This is a genomic window from Microbulbifer sp., from assembly GCF_036563125.1.
Classification (GTDB): domain Bacteria; phylum Pseudomonadota; class Gammaproteobacteria; order Pseudomonadales; family Cellvibrionaceae; genus Microbulbifer.
This window is the reverse complement of the sequence record NZ_DATCMV010000093.1, coordinates 1-14,420: the sequence shown is the minus strand read 5'-3', so window position 1 is coordinate 14,420 and position 14,420 is coordinate 1. Positions and strand designations below refer to the sequence as shown.

Below are 14,420 nucleotides of genomic sequence, written 5' to 3'. Positions count from 1 at the left end.
ATTTCTTCCAGCTGGGTGTTGCCTTCTTCCTGCGCAATGGCACCAACGGAAACAGCGGACGCGGCAATAGCTGCAGACAGCAGTGCCGGTCGGAAACGTTTGTTTGTCAGACTCATCATCATCTCCCTTGGACTTATCGTTATGGTGAGTAATGCCATCCTAGGCCTACCCGAAGTCCGTATCCTCCACCCCCAGGGGGGGAGGAGGGGGGAGAAGCCGGGGCCGGCGAAGGAGGAGGGCCTGCCCCAGGTCACCATGGCGGGGAATTATACGCATCGAACAAAAATTGTTCAGCCCCCAAGGAGATATTCAGAATCGTGGAAACGCAGAGGTCAGTTTTCCAGCCAGGCGGCGGCGCCGACCAGGGCCGGGTAGCCGGCCTTCAATACATCTACCCGCACGCCTTTAAGCCAGCTGCCAAGGCGCCCCTTGGTGGTGAAGCGCTGTTCGAATTCGCTCTCCGGCAGCAGGGACTCGATCCGGGGCAGCACACCGCCCCCCAGGAATACACCGCCGCGGGCCACATAGTAGAGGGCTGCGTCGCCGGCGGCGCTGCCGAGAAAATTGAGGAAGTCGACCAGGGTTTCCCGGCACAGCAGGTCAGAGCCATCCAGACCGCGACTGCTGACGTCGGGCGGGGTCAGCGCTTCTGCGGTACGGCCGTGCAGCGCGCATACCGCGCGGTACAGGTTAACCAGACCGCTACCGCTCAGCACATATTCGTTGTACACCGGCATCTGGTCGCGGGCGAGGATGCGCAGCAGCTCCAGCTCGCGCTCACTGCCCGCAGACAGGTTGGCATGACCGCCCTCCCCCGGTACTACACGATAGTTGCCGCCGTCGTGCACCAATGCCGCCACGCCGAGCCCGGTACCGGGGCCGAGTACCACCATCGGGCCATTGGCCTGCGCCGGAACATCCCGCAGCGCCCACTTGTCCTCTTCCTGCAGTCGCGGCAGTGAAAGGGCCAGGGCGGCGAAATCGTTAACTACCAGTGCGCGCTCCAGGGAAAAGCGCTGGCACAGCTCCTCGGCGCGGATTTCCCACCCCAGATTGGTCATGGTCACACGGCCGCCCTCGGGGGTCTTTTCCACCGGGCCGGCAACGGCGATACACGCTTGAGTCGGCCGCGGCTGATCCAGGCCTTCGATCCACTGACCAAGGGCGGAGTAGAAGTCATCAAACATGGCGCAGTTGACCACCTGAATAGCTTCCAGCCGGTAGCCGCCCTGATGTGGGTGGGCGACGGCGAAGCGGGCATTGGTGCCGCCGATGTCCGCAACGATTCTGGTCATGGCAAATTCCTTAAACGTTCCTTTATATGGGCCGTATCGATTGACCGGAGACAGGGGCCGAGTTCTCGTCTGAATTTATAGTCCGGAAACGCATGTCCCGAACCACCCCTGTGCCCAAACACAGCCCTGAAAAAAATGGCGCTCTAAGGTAATGATTTGCCAACAAAAACTCTACCCCTCCCCGGTGTGGGAGACACAAATATGGAGGGATGAGGCGCCGGCAATATCCTGTGGCGTCCGGGTTTCAGTTTAACTGGCACCAGCGGGGGGGAGGAAAAATTCCGGCAGGTTTAACCTGCCGGTCCCAGAGGTCGACGAGAAATGACCTATATCAGCGGGAGAAGAGAGATGATGTCGGGCGCCTGCGTGGCGGGATTCGCCGAAGCGTCCAGCAAGAACGCTTCTCCGTCGCACAGGGAACGGGAAACCCGATGACGGCAGTGTGGCGTGCAGCACCAACCCCGTCGCCCCACTTTGAAAAAAACCTCAAACTGGGCGGTGTCACTTTCGGAAAATCAGCAAACGGGATGCTCCACAGACGGTATGGTCGCGGCCCGCGCTCCTACCCCTGTGCGAATTCTCTTATACTCGCGGCTATAAGAGCGATAAAAAATCATAAAAACGCAATTCCTCGGCGATGGGTGCAATGAAACAATACATATTCAATATTCACGACGTGGTGCTGCTGATGACCGCGGCGGAGTGCCTGCTGCTGGCAGTATTCCAATCGATACTCCCCACCCGCGCACGCCACGATGGTCGCCTGCTGACGGCTTTCCTGCTGATTATAGCGGTGGCCTCGGCTTGCACTCTGCTGCTGTGGAATGATCAGTTCACCGTGGCCCCATGGTTCGAACAAACGCTGCTGCCCTACCTCCTGTTCGCGGCATTGCTGCTGAAGGGACCGGCAATCTATCTGTATGTCTGCTCGCTGACCCAGCAGAAACTCCAGTTCAATCGGCGTCAGGCGGTACACCTGATTCCCGCACTGGCGGTACTGATGTGTATCGCAATTTTCAGTATATCCAGCAGTGACCTGCGCCAGGTGGCGGATGCGGGGCAATCCCTGCCGGATACCGCGATCGAATTTATCTGGGACCTCGCTTCCCTGGTGCCCTTTGCCTACGCCGTAGCGGCGCTGTTACAGATCCGCCGCTACCGCCACGCACTGAAAGATGAGTACTCGCACTATTCGGAAACGGAACTGCACTGGCTGTCCGCGCTGGCGTGGGGTGTGTTGATTTCATGGAGCTGGACCATGGTGGTCCACGTGGTGGCGAAGTTTTCCAGCGATGTGGTGGCGGATTACATGGGGATCGCCGACAACTACCTGGCGTTCATCCTGATCAATGCATTCTTCGCCTACAGCCTCACTTATGCCCACCAGTTGCTGGTCACCCAGCCGAAAGAGGAGGCCCGTGAAACCGCCGCGGAAGAGGAACCCTCGGAGCCCGCCATCGAGAAAGTGCGCAACGCCATGGAGAACGACAAGATTTATCTTAAGAAGAACCTGAATCTGGAACAGTTTTCCGAGCGTATTGATCTGCCGGCAAAAGAAGTCTCGGCGGTCATCAACAAGCACTTCGGCACAAACTTTTTCGAGTATGTGAACAGCTATCGGGTGGCGGCGGCCAAGGCGCTGCTGTCCGATCCGGACAAAGCCGATATGACCGTGCTGGATGTATTGCTGGAATCCGGCTTCAACAGCAAATCGGCGTTCCACCGTTTTTTCAGCCGGCTCGTGGGCATGTCCCCGACGGAGTTTCGCAAGCAGGCGCTGGCAGGCACTGCGACCCAGTAAGGCTTTGGCAACAGCACACATTCGGCTTTGCCAATCAATCAGAGCGCACATACTAGCGGGCCAATCGCTATTGTTGATAGCGATTGGCCCGCGCTTTATATGCCTTTCAGGAGCTCCGGCTACCGAGATTTGGATATTTCGATGGCCGCAGCTTGATTAGGGTGAGCTAGTAAGGATCAGACTTTCACAATGGCTATTGGCCTTATCCACAGCGGATATCCGCATCCGCATTGGATGCGATATGGATATTGTGGACGGTCATATCCAGTGCCCCCGCAGTGCGCACATAGAACGGCGACAGCACCATATCCAGCTTCGCGCCGGCGTCCGCCAGGCATTGCAGGTCTACCGCCACGGTTTTCCACTCGCCGGGCACAGCCCCCTTCAACAGTTCGGTGATGGACTGTTCGGCACCGCAGTCCATACCGCAGTAGATGCCGAGGTTTACTGCATCGCTTGGAGCCGCGTCCACTTTCACATCGAACACCAGTGCCCCACGGTTACCCAAGTAGCTGGATAGGTCAGTACGGCTGTTGGCAAAGAAGCCGGCGATGGCATTGCCCTCACCATTCCATTGCAGGCGACGGCTGTCTTCCTGCACATTGCGGTCTACGGACTGCACGCTAATACCCTGCAGCTTGACCACACTGCTGGAAATCACCGAGTGATGATTGCCCGCGTCGGTTACCTGGAAGCTCCATGGATCCAGCGCGCGACCATTGAATACCGCGAGTGCCTGTTCGCCGTCAGTTGCAGTGAGGCCGCTCTGCTCGGAAAGCGCGGCAACTTCTACACTGTCCACGTAGTTCAGCCCATAGCCATAGCTGAACTGGGCGTGCGCGTCGCTGTCACCGCGGTTGCGCAGGGTGGGCTGTGCGTCGTTGGGCCAGGAGAAAGTCAGCTTGCCTTTGAAATCGTGGTTCACCTCACCTGCGGCGTTGCGGAAAATTACATCTGCCACACCGGCGCCTTCGGTACCCGGCTGCCAGATGGTCACGAACGCATCGGAAGCGTTGATTTCTGGATTCACCCACAGAGGACGACCGGTGATGAACAGGGAAACCACCGGGATATTCTGCGCACGCAACTTCTGCAGCAGCACGAGATCCGCTTCCCCCTTGTAGTCCAGATGGGATACATCGCCCTGCATTTCCGCATAGGGATCTTCACCGAATACCACGATGGCAACATCCGGCTTTTGTTCGAAGCTGCCATCCACAGAGAGCTCGGCAACGCCGCCAGCCGCCTGTACCACTTCTGCGATACCGCCGTAAACGGAAGTAGCGCCGGGGAAGTCGCTGTTCTGGTTGCCGGTACCCTGCCAGGTAATGCTCCAGCCACCGGATTGCTTGCCGATATTGTCGGCGCCGTCACCGGCCACCAACACACGCTGGTTGCGCGCGAGCGGCAGCAGGTTGCCGTTGTTTTTCAGCAGCACCAGGGACTCGCGCACGGCCTGGCGGGCGATGGCGCGATGCGCCGGTGCGCCGATCAGGGATTCGTCCGCAGCAAACGCGCGCGCTGAGGGTGCCCCGTTTTCAAACAGGCCCGCGCGGATTTTCACCCGCAGGATACGGCGCACCGCATCATCCAGGCGCTCCGGGGAAATCTCGCCGCTCTTGGCCTGGGCTAGGGTGTTCTTGTACAGCTCTTTCCAGCTGGGGTCCGGCGCCATGAACATGTCGAGACCGGCGTTGATGGACTGCGGGCAACTCACGTTGCTGCAGCCGTTTACGAACTGATGACCTGCCCAATCGCCAACGATAAAACCGTCGAAGCCGAGGCGGTGCTTCAGCACGTCGGTCATCAGGTATTTGTTGCCGTGCATCTTCTCGCCATTCCAGCTGCTGAACGATGCCATCACCGTCTGCACGCCGGACTCGATCGCAGAGAAGTAGCCCTGGGCGTGCAGGCGCACCAGCTCTTCCTCACTGATGATCGCATCACCGCGGTCGATACCATTGAGGGTGCCGCCATCGGCCAGGTAGTGTTTGGCAGTGGCGATGACATGCTTGCCCTGCAACAGGTCTTCGGCACCCGCGGCACCCTGCATGCCTTCCACCATTTTGCCGCCGTAGTCGCGGACCAGCTCGGGATCCTCGGAGTAGGACTCGTAGGTGCGGCCCCAGCGGTCATCGCGTACCACTGCCAGCGTCGGCGCGAATACCCAGTCGATACCGGTGGCAGACACCTCCGCCGCGGTGGCCGCGCCGATCTCTCGCAGCAGTTCCGGATTGTGTGCCGCACCGAGGGCAATGTTGTGTGGGAACAGGGTCGCGCCGATCACATTGTTGTGACCGTGCACCGCGTCGGTACCCCAGATCATTGGGATGGCGACACCGCCGTCGCTGGTGTCCATGGATGCGTTGTAATAGGCATCTGCCAGTGCGACCCAATCGGCCACAGAGGCGTGTTTGTTGTCATAGGGGAAGGCGCCGCCACCGTTAAGAATAGAGCCGATGTGGTACTGCTTCACGTCATCCGGTGTTGCCGCCCGGATCTCCACCTGGATCATCTGGCCGACTTTTTCCTCGATGGACATTTTTCCCAGAAGTTCGTCGATACGGGCTTCCACCGCGGGATCTTTGGCAATGCCACTGTGCAGCTGCGGCCAGTGTGCGCTCACTTCGGCGCCGCCGCCTGCTGTATTGGATGACGGATCAGCGGCCGCTTTCCGGCCACTGCTCGATTCAGAGCAGCCAGCGAGCCCTGCACCCGCGATCAGACCGGAGATGACCCCCAGCAAAATTCGCTTTTTCATCACCGCACAACCCCCATTATTTTTGTGACTTTCTACTGCCGGCCAGTCTCGTTCAGTGAGACCCCAAACCCGGCTTTTCCAGGCTCCTTTTTAAGTCGTGCGCTGAAAAGGGTCGTCCCACTTTGAATCCCGGGCGCAAAATGGTGCAAACCACCTTGCCACTCTGCGCGGGACACCAACATGGGACGGTTTTATCGGAGAGACGGGAGGGATTTATTTGGCAAGTTTCACATTATCGATTTGCAGAATTGCCCGCGGCCACCGGCGAGGCTGGCAGCACGATACCCGGGTTATGCACAAACTCCCCGTCTGAACTGGCGCAGCCCCTGCCACTAGCGAAATCCTCGGTGCACTGGTAGACCCGCACATAGTCGATCAGGTATTCCTGCGGGAACACGCTCTCGTCGATACCGGTATCGTTCACATTGGCCGGCCAGTCGCCACCCACGGCCAGATTGAGTATCAGGTGGAATGCCTGATCAAACGGCGCATTGGGATTGTCCAGCGCAGCAGTGGTGTACCAGCCGGCGCTGGTTTGGGTGGCGTAGTGATCGCCGTCCACATACCAGCGGATTTCCCCTTCTTCCCACTCGACCGCGTAGGTATGGAAAGCATCGGCGGGATTGCGCGCATCCGGCAACTCATACGCCTCGCCGGTATAGCGGTTGTCGGGGCGGCTGCCGCCGTAATGCAGGGTGCCGTGAATACGCCTTTCACCGCCAACCTTCAGGTTCACCGCTTCCAGATTGTCGATCTCACCGGAAAGTGGCCAAGCACCGTAAACCCATCCACTCGGCAACATCCAGAATGCCGGCCAGCTACCCTGCCCCTCCGGCAATTTTGCGCGCATTTCAAACCGCCCGTACTTCCAGTCCCCCCGCCCCTTGGTTCTGAGACGCGCGGAAGTGTAGGTTCCGCTGCCGGAGGTGTCTTCCGCGGCATAGGCGGGGTCATCATCGAATACCGCAGGCCCCGTCACCTCCTGGCGCAGGGCGCGAATATGCAGCAGGTCGTCAGCGACCCAGGAGTTATCGCGGCTGTCCACGTAACACTGGGCTTCATTGTTGCCACCACCTGCGCAATTCACCTCGTGGGTCCACTTTCCGCGGTCGATCTGATCACCGGAGAACTCGTCTCCCCACACCAGGCAGTAGCCGGACGCCAGGGGAGCAGAGAGGCAGCTGGGTGCGTCAACTGCTGACGAGTGTTTGGCTATCGCCGCGGTATCAGTAACTTTTCGATCATCACCGCCAGCGCAGGCAGCTAATAACAGAGCCGTGGCCGCCAGCGCGACCGAGGTTAGAACTTGTGGCATTTTTAATTCCCTGTGCGGCATTACCGAGGTCATCAGCGCGAGGCGCGCTATAGGTAACCCATAGCGCGCCATCTTCGAGTACATTTCGCGAACGCTAACCAGCGCGCAGCGAAAACACCGAAGGTTACCGCGGAGGCTTGATGGCTCCCGCCGTAAACCCTGCCAGGTATTCGTTGTGGTCTTTCAAATTCGCAACAATGTTGTCGATGCTGTGCTTGATCTGGCCAATGAAGTCACCAAGCTCCTGCTGCGACATGCTGTCGACCAACGCGTGATAGCGCTGCGGCATCAAGCCCTGGCCGATCATCACCTGCTGCCAGGAATCCACAAACAGCTCATTTGCCTCACGGAATACGTGACCCGTCTCGCGGAACATATCGATCTTCGCCGCCAACGTATCCGGAATACTCAGCTGTCGGCAGTGGCGCCAGAACTCCGTATCTGTCCTATCTGTCACCTTGTAGTGCAGGATGATGAAATCGCGGATGCGCTCCATATCAAACTCACACTGGCGATTGAATTCATCGACCTCACGCTGGTGAATTTCCTGCTGTGGGAAGAAGCGCAGGAAGCGCACGATATTCTGCTGGATAAGGTGAATACTGGTTGATTCCAGTGGCTCCAGGAAACCGCTCGACAGTCCCACTGCGAGACAGTTCTTGTGCCATTGCTTGCGGCGCCGTCCAGTCTGGAACTTGATGCTCAGTGGATCCGTCAGCATCTCGCCCTGAATATTTGCCAGTAACTGCCCTCGCGCCGAATCATCGTTCTGGTAGCTACTCGCATACACCAGACCGTTGCCGACCCGGGTCTGCAGCGGAATGCGCCACTGCCAGCCACTTTCATGGGCAATCGAGCGGGTATAGGGAATAGGTGCTTGAACGGCCTGCGTCTGCACGGCCATAGCGCTGTCACAGGGCAGCCAGTGCGACCAGGATTCAAACCCGGTATGCAGGGCCCGCTCAATCAACAGCGCGCGCATACCGGTGCAGTCGATAAAGAAGTCGCCCTCAATCTCCTGACCGGAATCCAGCTTCAATGAGCGGATATAGCCATTCTCCGGGTGGAGCTGTACATGGTCGATTTTGCCCTCGATACGCTTCGCCCCGAACCCCTCACTAAATTTGCGTAAGTAGGCGGCATAACGACTGGCATCGATATGAAACGCGTAATTGAGACCAGTGTTGGGCAGGTGAGAGAACTTATTCGCTTCCGCGGCACGGCGCTCCAGGCAGTATTCACCGAAGTCGCCGGCAAGGCCGAGCTCTTTCGCGCGCATCCAGAAGTGCTGGAATCCACACGCCCAGCAGTCCCTGCCGGTAACGCCGAACGCGTGGATGTAGTCTTTGCCCACATCGCGCCAGTTTTCAAACTGGATGCCGAGTTTGTAAGTGCCGTGGGTTTCCCGCAGGAACTCCGCCTCATCAATACCCAGCAGGCGATGGAAAAAAACCAGAGTTGGAATCGTGGCCTCACCAACACCGATGGTGCCGATCGACTCAGACTCGACCAGAGTGATATCGAGCTGGCTACCCATCAACTTGGAAAGTGCCGCCGCGGTCATCCAGCCCGCGGTACCACCGCCGGCAATCACTACTTTTTTAATCGCTTGAGCCATATCTCTCTCCGCTTATGCGCCCACTGTCAGGATTACAGCGCCCGCTGCAGTTTTTCTATGAGTAATTTTTTTAGTCGCGCCGAGGCGTCCAAGTTCAGATTGCCGAGCACCCCGTGTCTGTTCTCCGGAATATGTTCCGAGGCCTGATCTCTGTTTACCACGAAGTGTTGAAACAGCTCCCCCCAGGCCTTGCGCTGCTCAACCGGCAATCCGCCAATCGAGAGCAGTGCATGCATCAGTGCATCCTGGGGCAGGCCGCTCCAGGCCGGAGTAGAGCGCCACCAGTAATTCACCAGTACATTGAGATCGCCCAGTCCCTCTACCTGGTGCCACCACATACTCGGCACATACAGCACGTCCCCGGGCTCCATCTCAGCCACCAACGCGGCCTGCAGCGCCTCACGATAACGTGGGAAGCGCGCAAAATCCGGGGCATAAAAATCGACCATGCTAATGGCCTGCCCCGCGGGATTGAAGTCCAGGGGGCCGGGATAGAGATTACTTACCTGCTCAGGCGCAAACAGGGTAAAGCGACGACGCCCTGCGACCACGCAGGCCAGGTTTTCCGGCAAATCAAAGTGCGCAGCGACACGGGTGCGGTTGCCAAACCACAGGGACACCAGCGGCTTTTCATCGCCCATGGGGATATCGCTAGCTTCACGCAGGCCCGGCAGGTGGTGGTCCACCGGGGTCGATCCGACGTAGCAGCACTCGCCACCGAAACTATTACTCTCGAGTGCACGCATGGTCGGTAACAACTGCCCCGCGGTACGTTCAAAGTTGAAGCCATCCATGCGCTCATTGTAAAAAATGCGCCCCTCGGTTTCGGCCCCAGCGCGAAACACCATCAGCGGGCGGCCCTGGTCGAACGGTGCGAGATAGTCCGACAGTTCACCCGCTTTAGCCGCCGCAACCATCGGCCAGTGCGCGACTACACCCTTGAACAACAAGGGTTCGTTGCGCCCATTGATACACGCGGGGATTTCGTCTGCAGTGACGTCGCTGCGGGTCTCTACCGGTGGAATATTCTCTGGGTATTGCATTATCCCACTCTCCCTTTGCTCGCTGACGCCTGACCGCGCGCAGCGAGCTGGCTGAGCAGCTTGCGGTTTGTGGGGAGTCCCTGCTTGAAACTGACCAGATGCTTCTGCACTTCCGCCAGCAGCATTCTTGCGCGCACCTCATCGCTCTCTTTGCGGGGAGCGCGCATGCGATCGCACTCATATCCCATGCCGTTGAGGACAAAGCGATAACTGGCTGGCGGGAACAGGGGTTGCGCCTGCGGGAAGTCCTGCTTGGCGGGTGCCCGGTGTCGCCACAGCGCCAGGTTTTCCTGCAAGGCTTCAGGAATACTCTCGTCCCGTCGATGCGCCAGCCAGTACTCGGAGTCTGTACGCTGCGAAAGCACATAGTGCAACTTGAGGAAATCTATGATGTTGTCCCAGTGGGCAAGTATCTGGTGATTGAAGCGCTTGGCAGCAAGCGCCATCTGCTGCTTGCTTGCCGGCAGGAAATCGCGGATCAGACCGGCGCTCTGCTCAATCAGTGCCAACGCCGATGCCTCTAAAGGCTCAATGAACCCCGCCGCCATACCCACTGCAACACAGTTGCCATGCCACATCACTTCGCGGTGGCCGGGCTGGAAAGTCAGCTCGCGAAAATTGAGATCCTGCAATGCACCCTGTGACATCTCCGCGCCGAAAAACTCACGGAAATCAGCCTCCACAGCTGCTGCGTCAGTGAACTGGCTGGAGTAGACGTAGCCCATACCACGGCGTGTTGGCAATCCGATATCCCAGATCCAGCCATTCTGCCGCGCTGTCGAGCGGGTGACCGAAGCGATCGGTGATTCGGCAGAGATGTGCGGAATCTGCACTGCCAACGCGCGGTCATTAAACAGAACCGACGAGAGGTCTACCCATGGGACCCTTAAATGCTCACCAATAAGTAGCGCAGCGCTGCCAGAACAATCGATAAACAGGTCCGCACTGAGGCTCGCGCCGGCATCCGTCACCAGCGCGGCAATATTGCCGTCTGCATCGCTCTCCACGGAGGCCACATTTGCACGCACGTGCTGCACTCCCAAATTGCGGGTGCAGTGGTCGCTCAGACACAGCCCAAACTTCACCGCATCAAAGTGGTAGCCGTAATTGAGCACCCCCGCATACTCCGGGGTAGCCACCTGCTTGGGAGCGAGATGATCGTCACACACAGCGGCCTGCGGCGTGACCGCGTAGGCGTATTCCAGGTCGGCGAAGCGCGCCAGATCCTGTTCAAAGTAGCCGTGCGGGAGGGAGAACGGATGGTAATACTTGTCCGTGCGATCTTCCGTCTTCCATGCAGAAAACAATGATCCCTGCTTGAATGCGGCATCACACTCGGTAAACAAACGCTGCTCACTGAGACCGATACGTCGCAGGGTTTCGCGCATTGACGGCCAGGTACCCTCTCCCACACCGACGGTAGGAATCGTCGGCGACTCGACCAGAGTAATTGTGCAATCGCCGCCAGCAACGCGACCGTGCTCCGCCGCCAGCACTGCTGCGGTCAACCAGCCTGCTGCGCCGCCGCCCAGTACACAGATGGATAACGGTGCCTGTTGCATTGTGGAGCCCTCCCAATTCAAGGACGTTTTTTCAAAAAAAAAGGACGTGATCGCTCACGCCCTTTGCATCCTGCGAGACGTGAGTGACGGCAAGCCGCCACTCCTGGCTACAACATTAGAAGCTGTAACGAACACCAAGGTTATAGCGAGCACCGGTCTGGTATGCGCCAATCATCATGTTTTCATGACGGCCATACAGACGTTTGGTCTCGTTGGTCAGGTTAATACCTTCGAAGAACACGGTCAGGTTATCCTGCACATCGTAGCTCGCGCTGGCATCCCACTGGCCATAATCGGCAACGTATACCGGGTTACGCTCACCGTTGCCATCGAAAGTACCGGCCAGGAAGTCGTCGCGCCAGTTGTACGCGATACGCGCCTGGATACCATTCTTGTCATAGAAACCCACAACGTTCATGGAATCACTCAGGCCGAGCAGTGCGAACTGGTTTTCAACCCCGTCACCTTTGTTGGTGTTGAAGTTGTCGTAAGCAATGTCGCCGTCAACCGTAGTGAAGTTGAACTGTGCACCGAAACCGGTATCCGCGAAAATGTGCTGAACCGCGAATTCGAAGCCGTCAATGGTGGCCTCCTTCTCGTTCACCGGTGCCAGTACGTTGAATTCCGCCAGCGCATCGCCTTCTGCTGCAGAGCCTACAACCGGGCTGCCGTAAATGGATTCGAGGTAAGCACGAATCGCACCCAGGTCGTTAGTGCCCAGCGCCGCAGCCGCTTCTTCAAAACGCGGACCCTGTGCCGGGTGCGCGAGGTTAAAGGTGGTTTCTGAGAAAGAACCCAGACCGATGAAGTTTTCTACGTCTTTGCTGTAGTAACCGGCAGAAATGTAGCTGGCCTCACCGTAGTACCACTCGGCAGAGAAGTCGAAGTTGGTGGACTCGAACGGATCCAGGTCCGGGTTGCCGCGGAAGGCATTACCGCCGTTGAAGCGCAGCAGGGAGTCAATGGTCTGGCCACCCTGGATATCGCCGTAGCCCGGACGGGTAATGGTCTTGCTGAAAGATGCACGTGCAACAACGTCTTCCTTAAGCTGGATATCGAAGTCCACGTTCGGCAGGAAGTTGCTGTAAGCACCCTTCTGCTCGCTGAAGCCTACACCGGTGGTTTGCGCACGGAATTCGTTATCGCCTACCCACTCAATGCGGTCATACACCGGCACTTTTGCCTTGGCATCAACCTCGGTATCTTCAAAACGCATGCCCACTGCCAGGTTCATCGGCATGGCGACGTCTTCCCAGGCCAGATTAACCTGAGCATAAACAGACTGCTGGGTTTCAACCGTGGTGCGGTCGGTGCTGAAGTCGTTGCTGGCACACAGCACCGTACCACAAGGGCTCAGGGTGTCACCGTTCGCAGCGGCAATCGCAGCGATGGCCGCGCGCATACCTTCGAAGTCAGAGGCGTAGTAGTAAGGGATCATCTCGGGGCTATCGGCGCTGCCGAAGTCATCCAGCGCGTCCGCCATGCTCTTCTGTATAAACAGGGCATCGTCGTAGTCGGCTGCGGTGCCGTAACCACCCCAGGAGTCGTTCTGCGCATTGGCAAAGGCGGAGCGGTTTGTGGATTCGCTGAAACCGATACCGAAGTCGATGCTCTTCACCGGACCGGCATCAACATCGAACGTGCCGTCAAAACGCGCCTGCTCGATATCGTGCTTCATGTAACTGTTATTGAACACGTTACCGGAAGTCAGCATCTGGGACGGGTCAAAGCCCTGGCCATCGATGAAGTCGAAGTTTACCGCTGGCAGATCGTAACCGTAGTTAACGGTGGTCGCTGCACGGTTGTACTGAACACCGGCGATGTTGTTATTGGTACCACGCTCGTCCTTGGCACCGTTCTCGGCGCTGGAGTTGTGGTAGTCAAACGCCAGGGTCAGGTCCTCACGGGGATTCCAGGCCAGGTTCAGACCGATGGAGTCATTCTTGTTAACGGTACCCCATTCGCCGGCATTGAAGGTCACGTCGGCACCGGTGGCATCGGTGTAGACAATCGGCGCCACCACGCTGCCGTTGCCAGAACCTTCGGTGAAGGAGCCGGACACGGGCACGCCGTTGAACCATGCACCCATGGCGTTGTACTGGTGCTCAACGTCTTGCTCTGCGTAGGCGTAATCCAGAGTCGCTTCGAACTCATCGGACGGTGCCCACTGCAGGGTCAGGATGGCGTTGGTACGCTCACGCTGGGTCTCGGAGAAGTTGAAACCGATCCCACGCGGTACGGAGTAGATATCACCTGCCTGCGGCGCGTTCTCGAAATTGGGGTTATCCGGAGCAATAGAGCCCCAATCACCCTGGCCACCGGGAATGGTGTACCAACCGGGACCAGTTTCGGAGCCCGCCTGGCCAGAGTGGCGCTCGGAGAAGGAGCCAGCAAAGGCCACACCAATGGTGTCGTCTGCGAACTTGCCAGTGTAAATTCCGGACAGCTCGGGGGTCAGGCTGTCACCTTCCTCACTGGAAGTGTCGTGGAGGCCCTTGGCGCTCAGACTGAGTACGGTATCGGCCTGGTCAAGCGGGCGGATGGTGCGGACATTGATCACTGAACCGATACCGCCAGTTGGCTGGTTGGCACGGCCGGTCTTGAATACGTCAACGCCGCTCACGCTCTCGGCTGCCAGGTTGGCGAAGTCGAAGGAGCGGGAGGAGGAAGCACTGCCACCGTCAATGTTCGCCGCAGGCATCTGGCGACCATTCAGGGTCACGACGTTGTAGTCAGGACCAAACCCGCGCACAGTGACTCGACTGCCTTCACCGTTTTGACGATCAATAGACACACCGGTGATACGCTGCAGGGATTCCGCCAGGTTGGTATCCGGGAACTTACCGATATCTTCTGCGGAAATGGCATCGACGACGCCCTGACTATCGCGCTTTACATCCATGGATTTTTCGAGGCTGCCGCGAATACCGAGAACTGTCACCTCTTCCAGTGCTGCGTCCTGTTCGCTCTGTGCATAGGCTGCGCCGCTCACGCCAGCCAGGGTGGCGATGGCCACCGCGATGGA

8 protein-coding genes are annotated in these 14,420 nt (G+C 58.4%); 1 reads left to right on the top strand and 7 read right to left on the bottom strand.

Going from position 1 to position 14,420, the window contains the following annotated elements; translation table 11 throughout:
- Positions 1 to 332: 332 nt before the first annotated feature.
- Positions 333 to 1,295, bottom strand: coding sequence for a glucokinase (gene glk / locus VIL80_RS07790; protein ID WP_332035556.1), 963 nt, complete (start codon positions 1,293 to 1,295; stop codon positions 333 to 335).
- A gap of 646 nt (positions 1,296 to 1,941) precedes the next feature.
- Between glk and VIL80_RS07785 the strand changes: the two genes are divergently transcribed.
- Entirely contained in the window at positions 1,942 to 3,096 is a 1,155-nt protein-coding gene (locus VIL80_RS07785) for a helix-turn-helix domain-containing protein (protein ID WP_332035555.1), read from the top strand.
- 202 nt (positions 3,097 to 3,298) lie between these two features.
- Here VIL80_RS07785 and VIL80_RS07780 read toward each other — a convergent pair whose 3' ends face one another.
- From VIL80_RS07780 to VIL80_RS07755, 6 genes are all read right to left on the bottom strand, one after another.
- Positions 3,299 to 5,857: a glycoside hydrolase family 3 protein gene (locus tag VIL80_RS07780; RefSeq protein WP_332035554.1), complete on the bottom strand. Its 2,559-nt coding sequence runs from the start codon at positions 5,855 to 5,857 to the stop codon at positions 3,299 to 3,301.
- A 232-nt stretch (positions 5,858 to 6,089) separates the two neighbouring features.
- Complete coding sequence (locus VIL80_RS07775; RefSeq protein WP_332035553.1) at positions 6,090 to 7,172, bottom strand: glycoside hydrolase family 16 protein; 1,083 nt, start codon at positions 7,170 to 7,172, stop codon at positions 6,090 to 6,092.
- Positions 7,173 to 7,296: 124 nt separating this feature from the next.
- The gene (locus VIL80_RS07770) at positions 7,297 to 8,790 is read right to left on the bottom strand and encodes a tryptophan halogenase family protein (protein ID WP_332035552.1); all 1,494 of its coding nucleotides are present in this window, start codon (positions 8,788 to 8,790) and stop codon (positions 7,297 to 7,299) included.
- A gap of 32 nt (positions 8,791 to 8,822) precedes the next feature.
- Positions 8,823 to 9,833, bottom strand: coding sequence for a cupin-like domain-containing protein (locus VIL80_RS07765; RefSeq protein ID WP_332035551.1), 1,011 nt, complete (start codon positions 9,831 to 9,833; stop codon positions 8,823 to 8,825).
- Positions 9,833 to 11,395: a tryptophan halogenase family protein gene (locus tag VIL80_RS07760; RefSeq protein WP_332035550.1), complete on the bottom strand. Its 1,563-nt coding sequence runs from the start codon at positions 11,393 to 11,395 to the stop codon at positions 9,833 to 9,835. Before VIL80_RS07760 ends, VIL80_RS07765 begins: the two co-directional genes overlap by 1 nt.
- Before the next feature lie 115 nt (positions 11,396 to 11,510).
- Positions 11,511 to 14,420 (bottom strand): TonB-dependent receptor (locus VIL80_RS07755; protein WP_332035549.1); only part of this gene is annotated, 2,910 nt, incomplete at its 5' end.

Excerpts from the sequence above, each read along its gene's own strand:
- VIL80_RS07780 (WP_332035554.1), bottom strand. The coding sequence starts at position 5,857 with ATGAAAAAGCGAATTTTGCTGGGGGTCATCTCCGGTCTGATCGCGGGT.
- VIL80_RS07765 (WP_332035551.1), bottom strand. The coding sequence starts at position 9,833 with ATGCAATACCCAGAGAATATTCCACCGGTAGAGACCCGCAGCGACGTC.
- VIL80_RS07770 (WP_332035552.1), bottom strand. The coding sequence starts at position 8,790 with ATGGCTCAAGCGATTAAAAAAGTAGTGATTGCCGGCGGTGGTACCGCG.
- VIL80_RS07775 (WP_332035553.1), bottom strand. The coding sequence starts at position 7,172 with ATGCCACAAGTTCTAACCTCGGTCGCGCTGGCGGCCACGGCTCTGTTA.
- glk (WP_332035556.1), bottom strand. The coding sequence starts at position 1,295 with ATGACCAGAATCGTTGCGGACATCGGCGGCACCAATGCCCGCTTCGCC.
- VIL80_RS07785 (WP_332035555.1), top strand. The coding sequence starts at position 1,942 with ATGAAACAATACATATTCAATATTCACGACGTGGTGCTGCTGATGACC.
- VIL80_RS07760 (WP_332035550.1), bottom strand. The coding sequence starts at position 11,395 with ATGCAACAGGCACCGTTATCCATCTGTGTACTGGGCGGCGGCGCAGCA.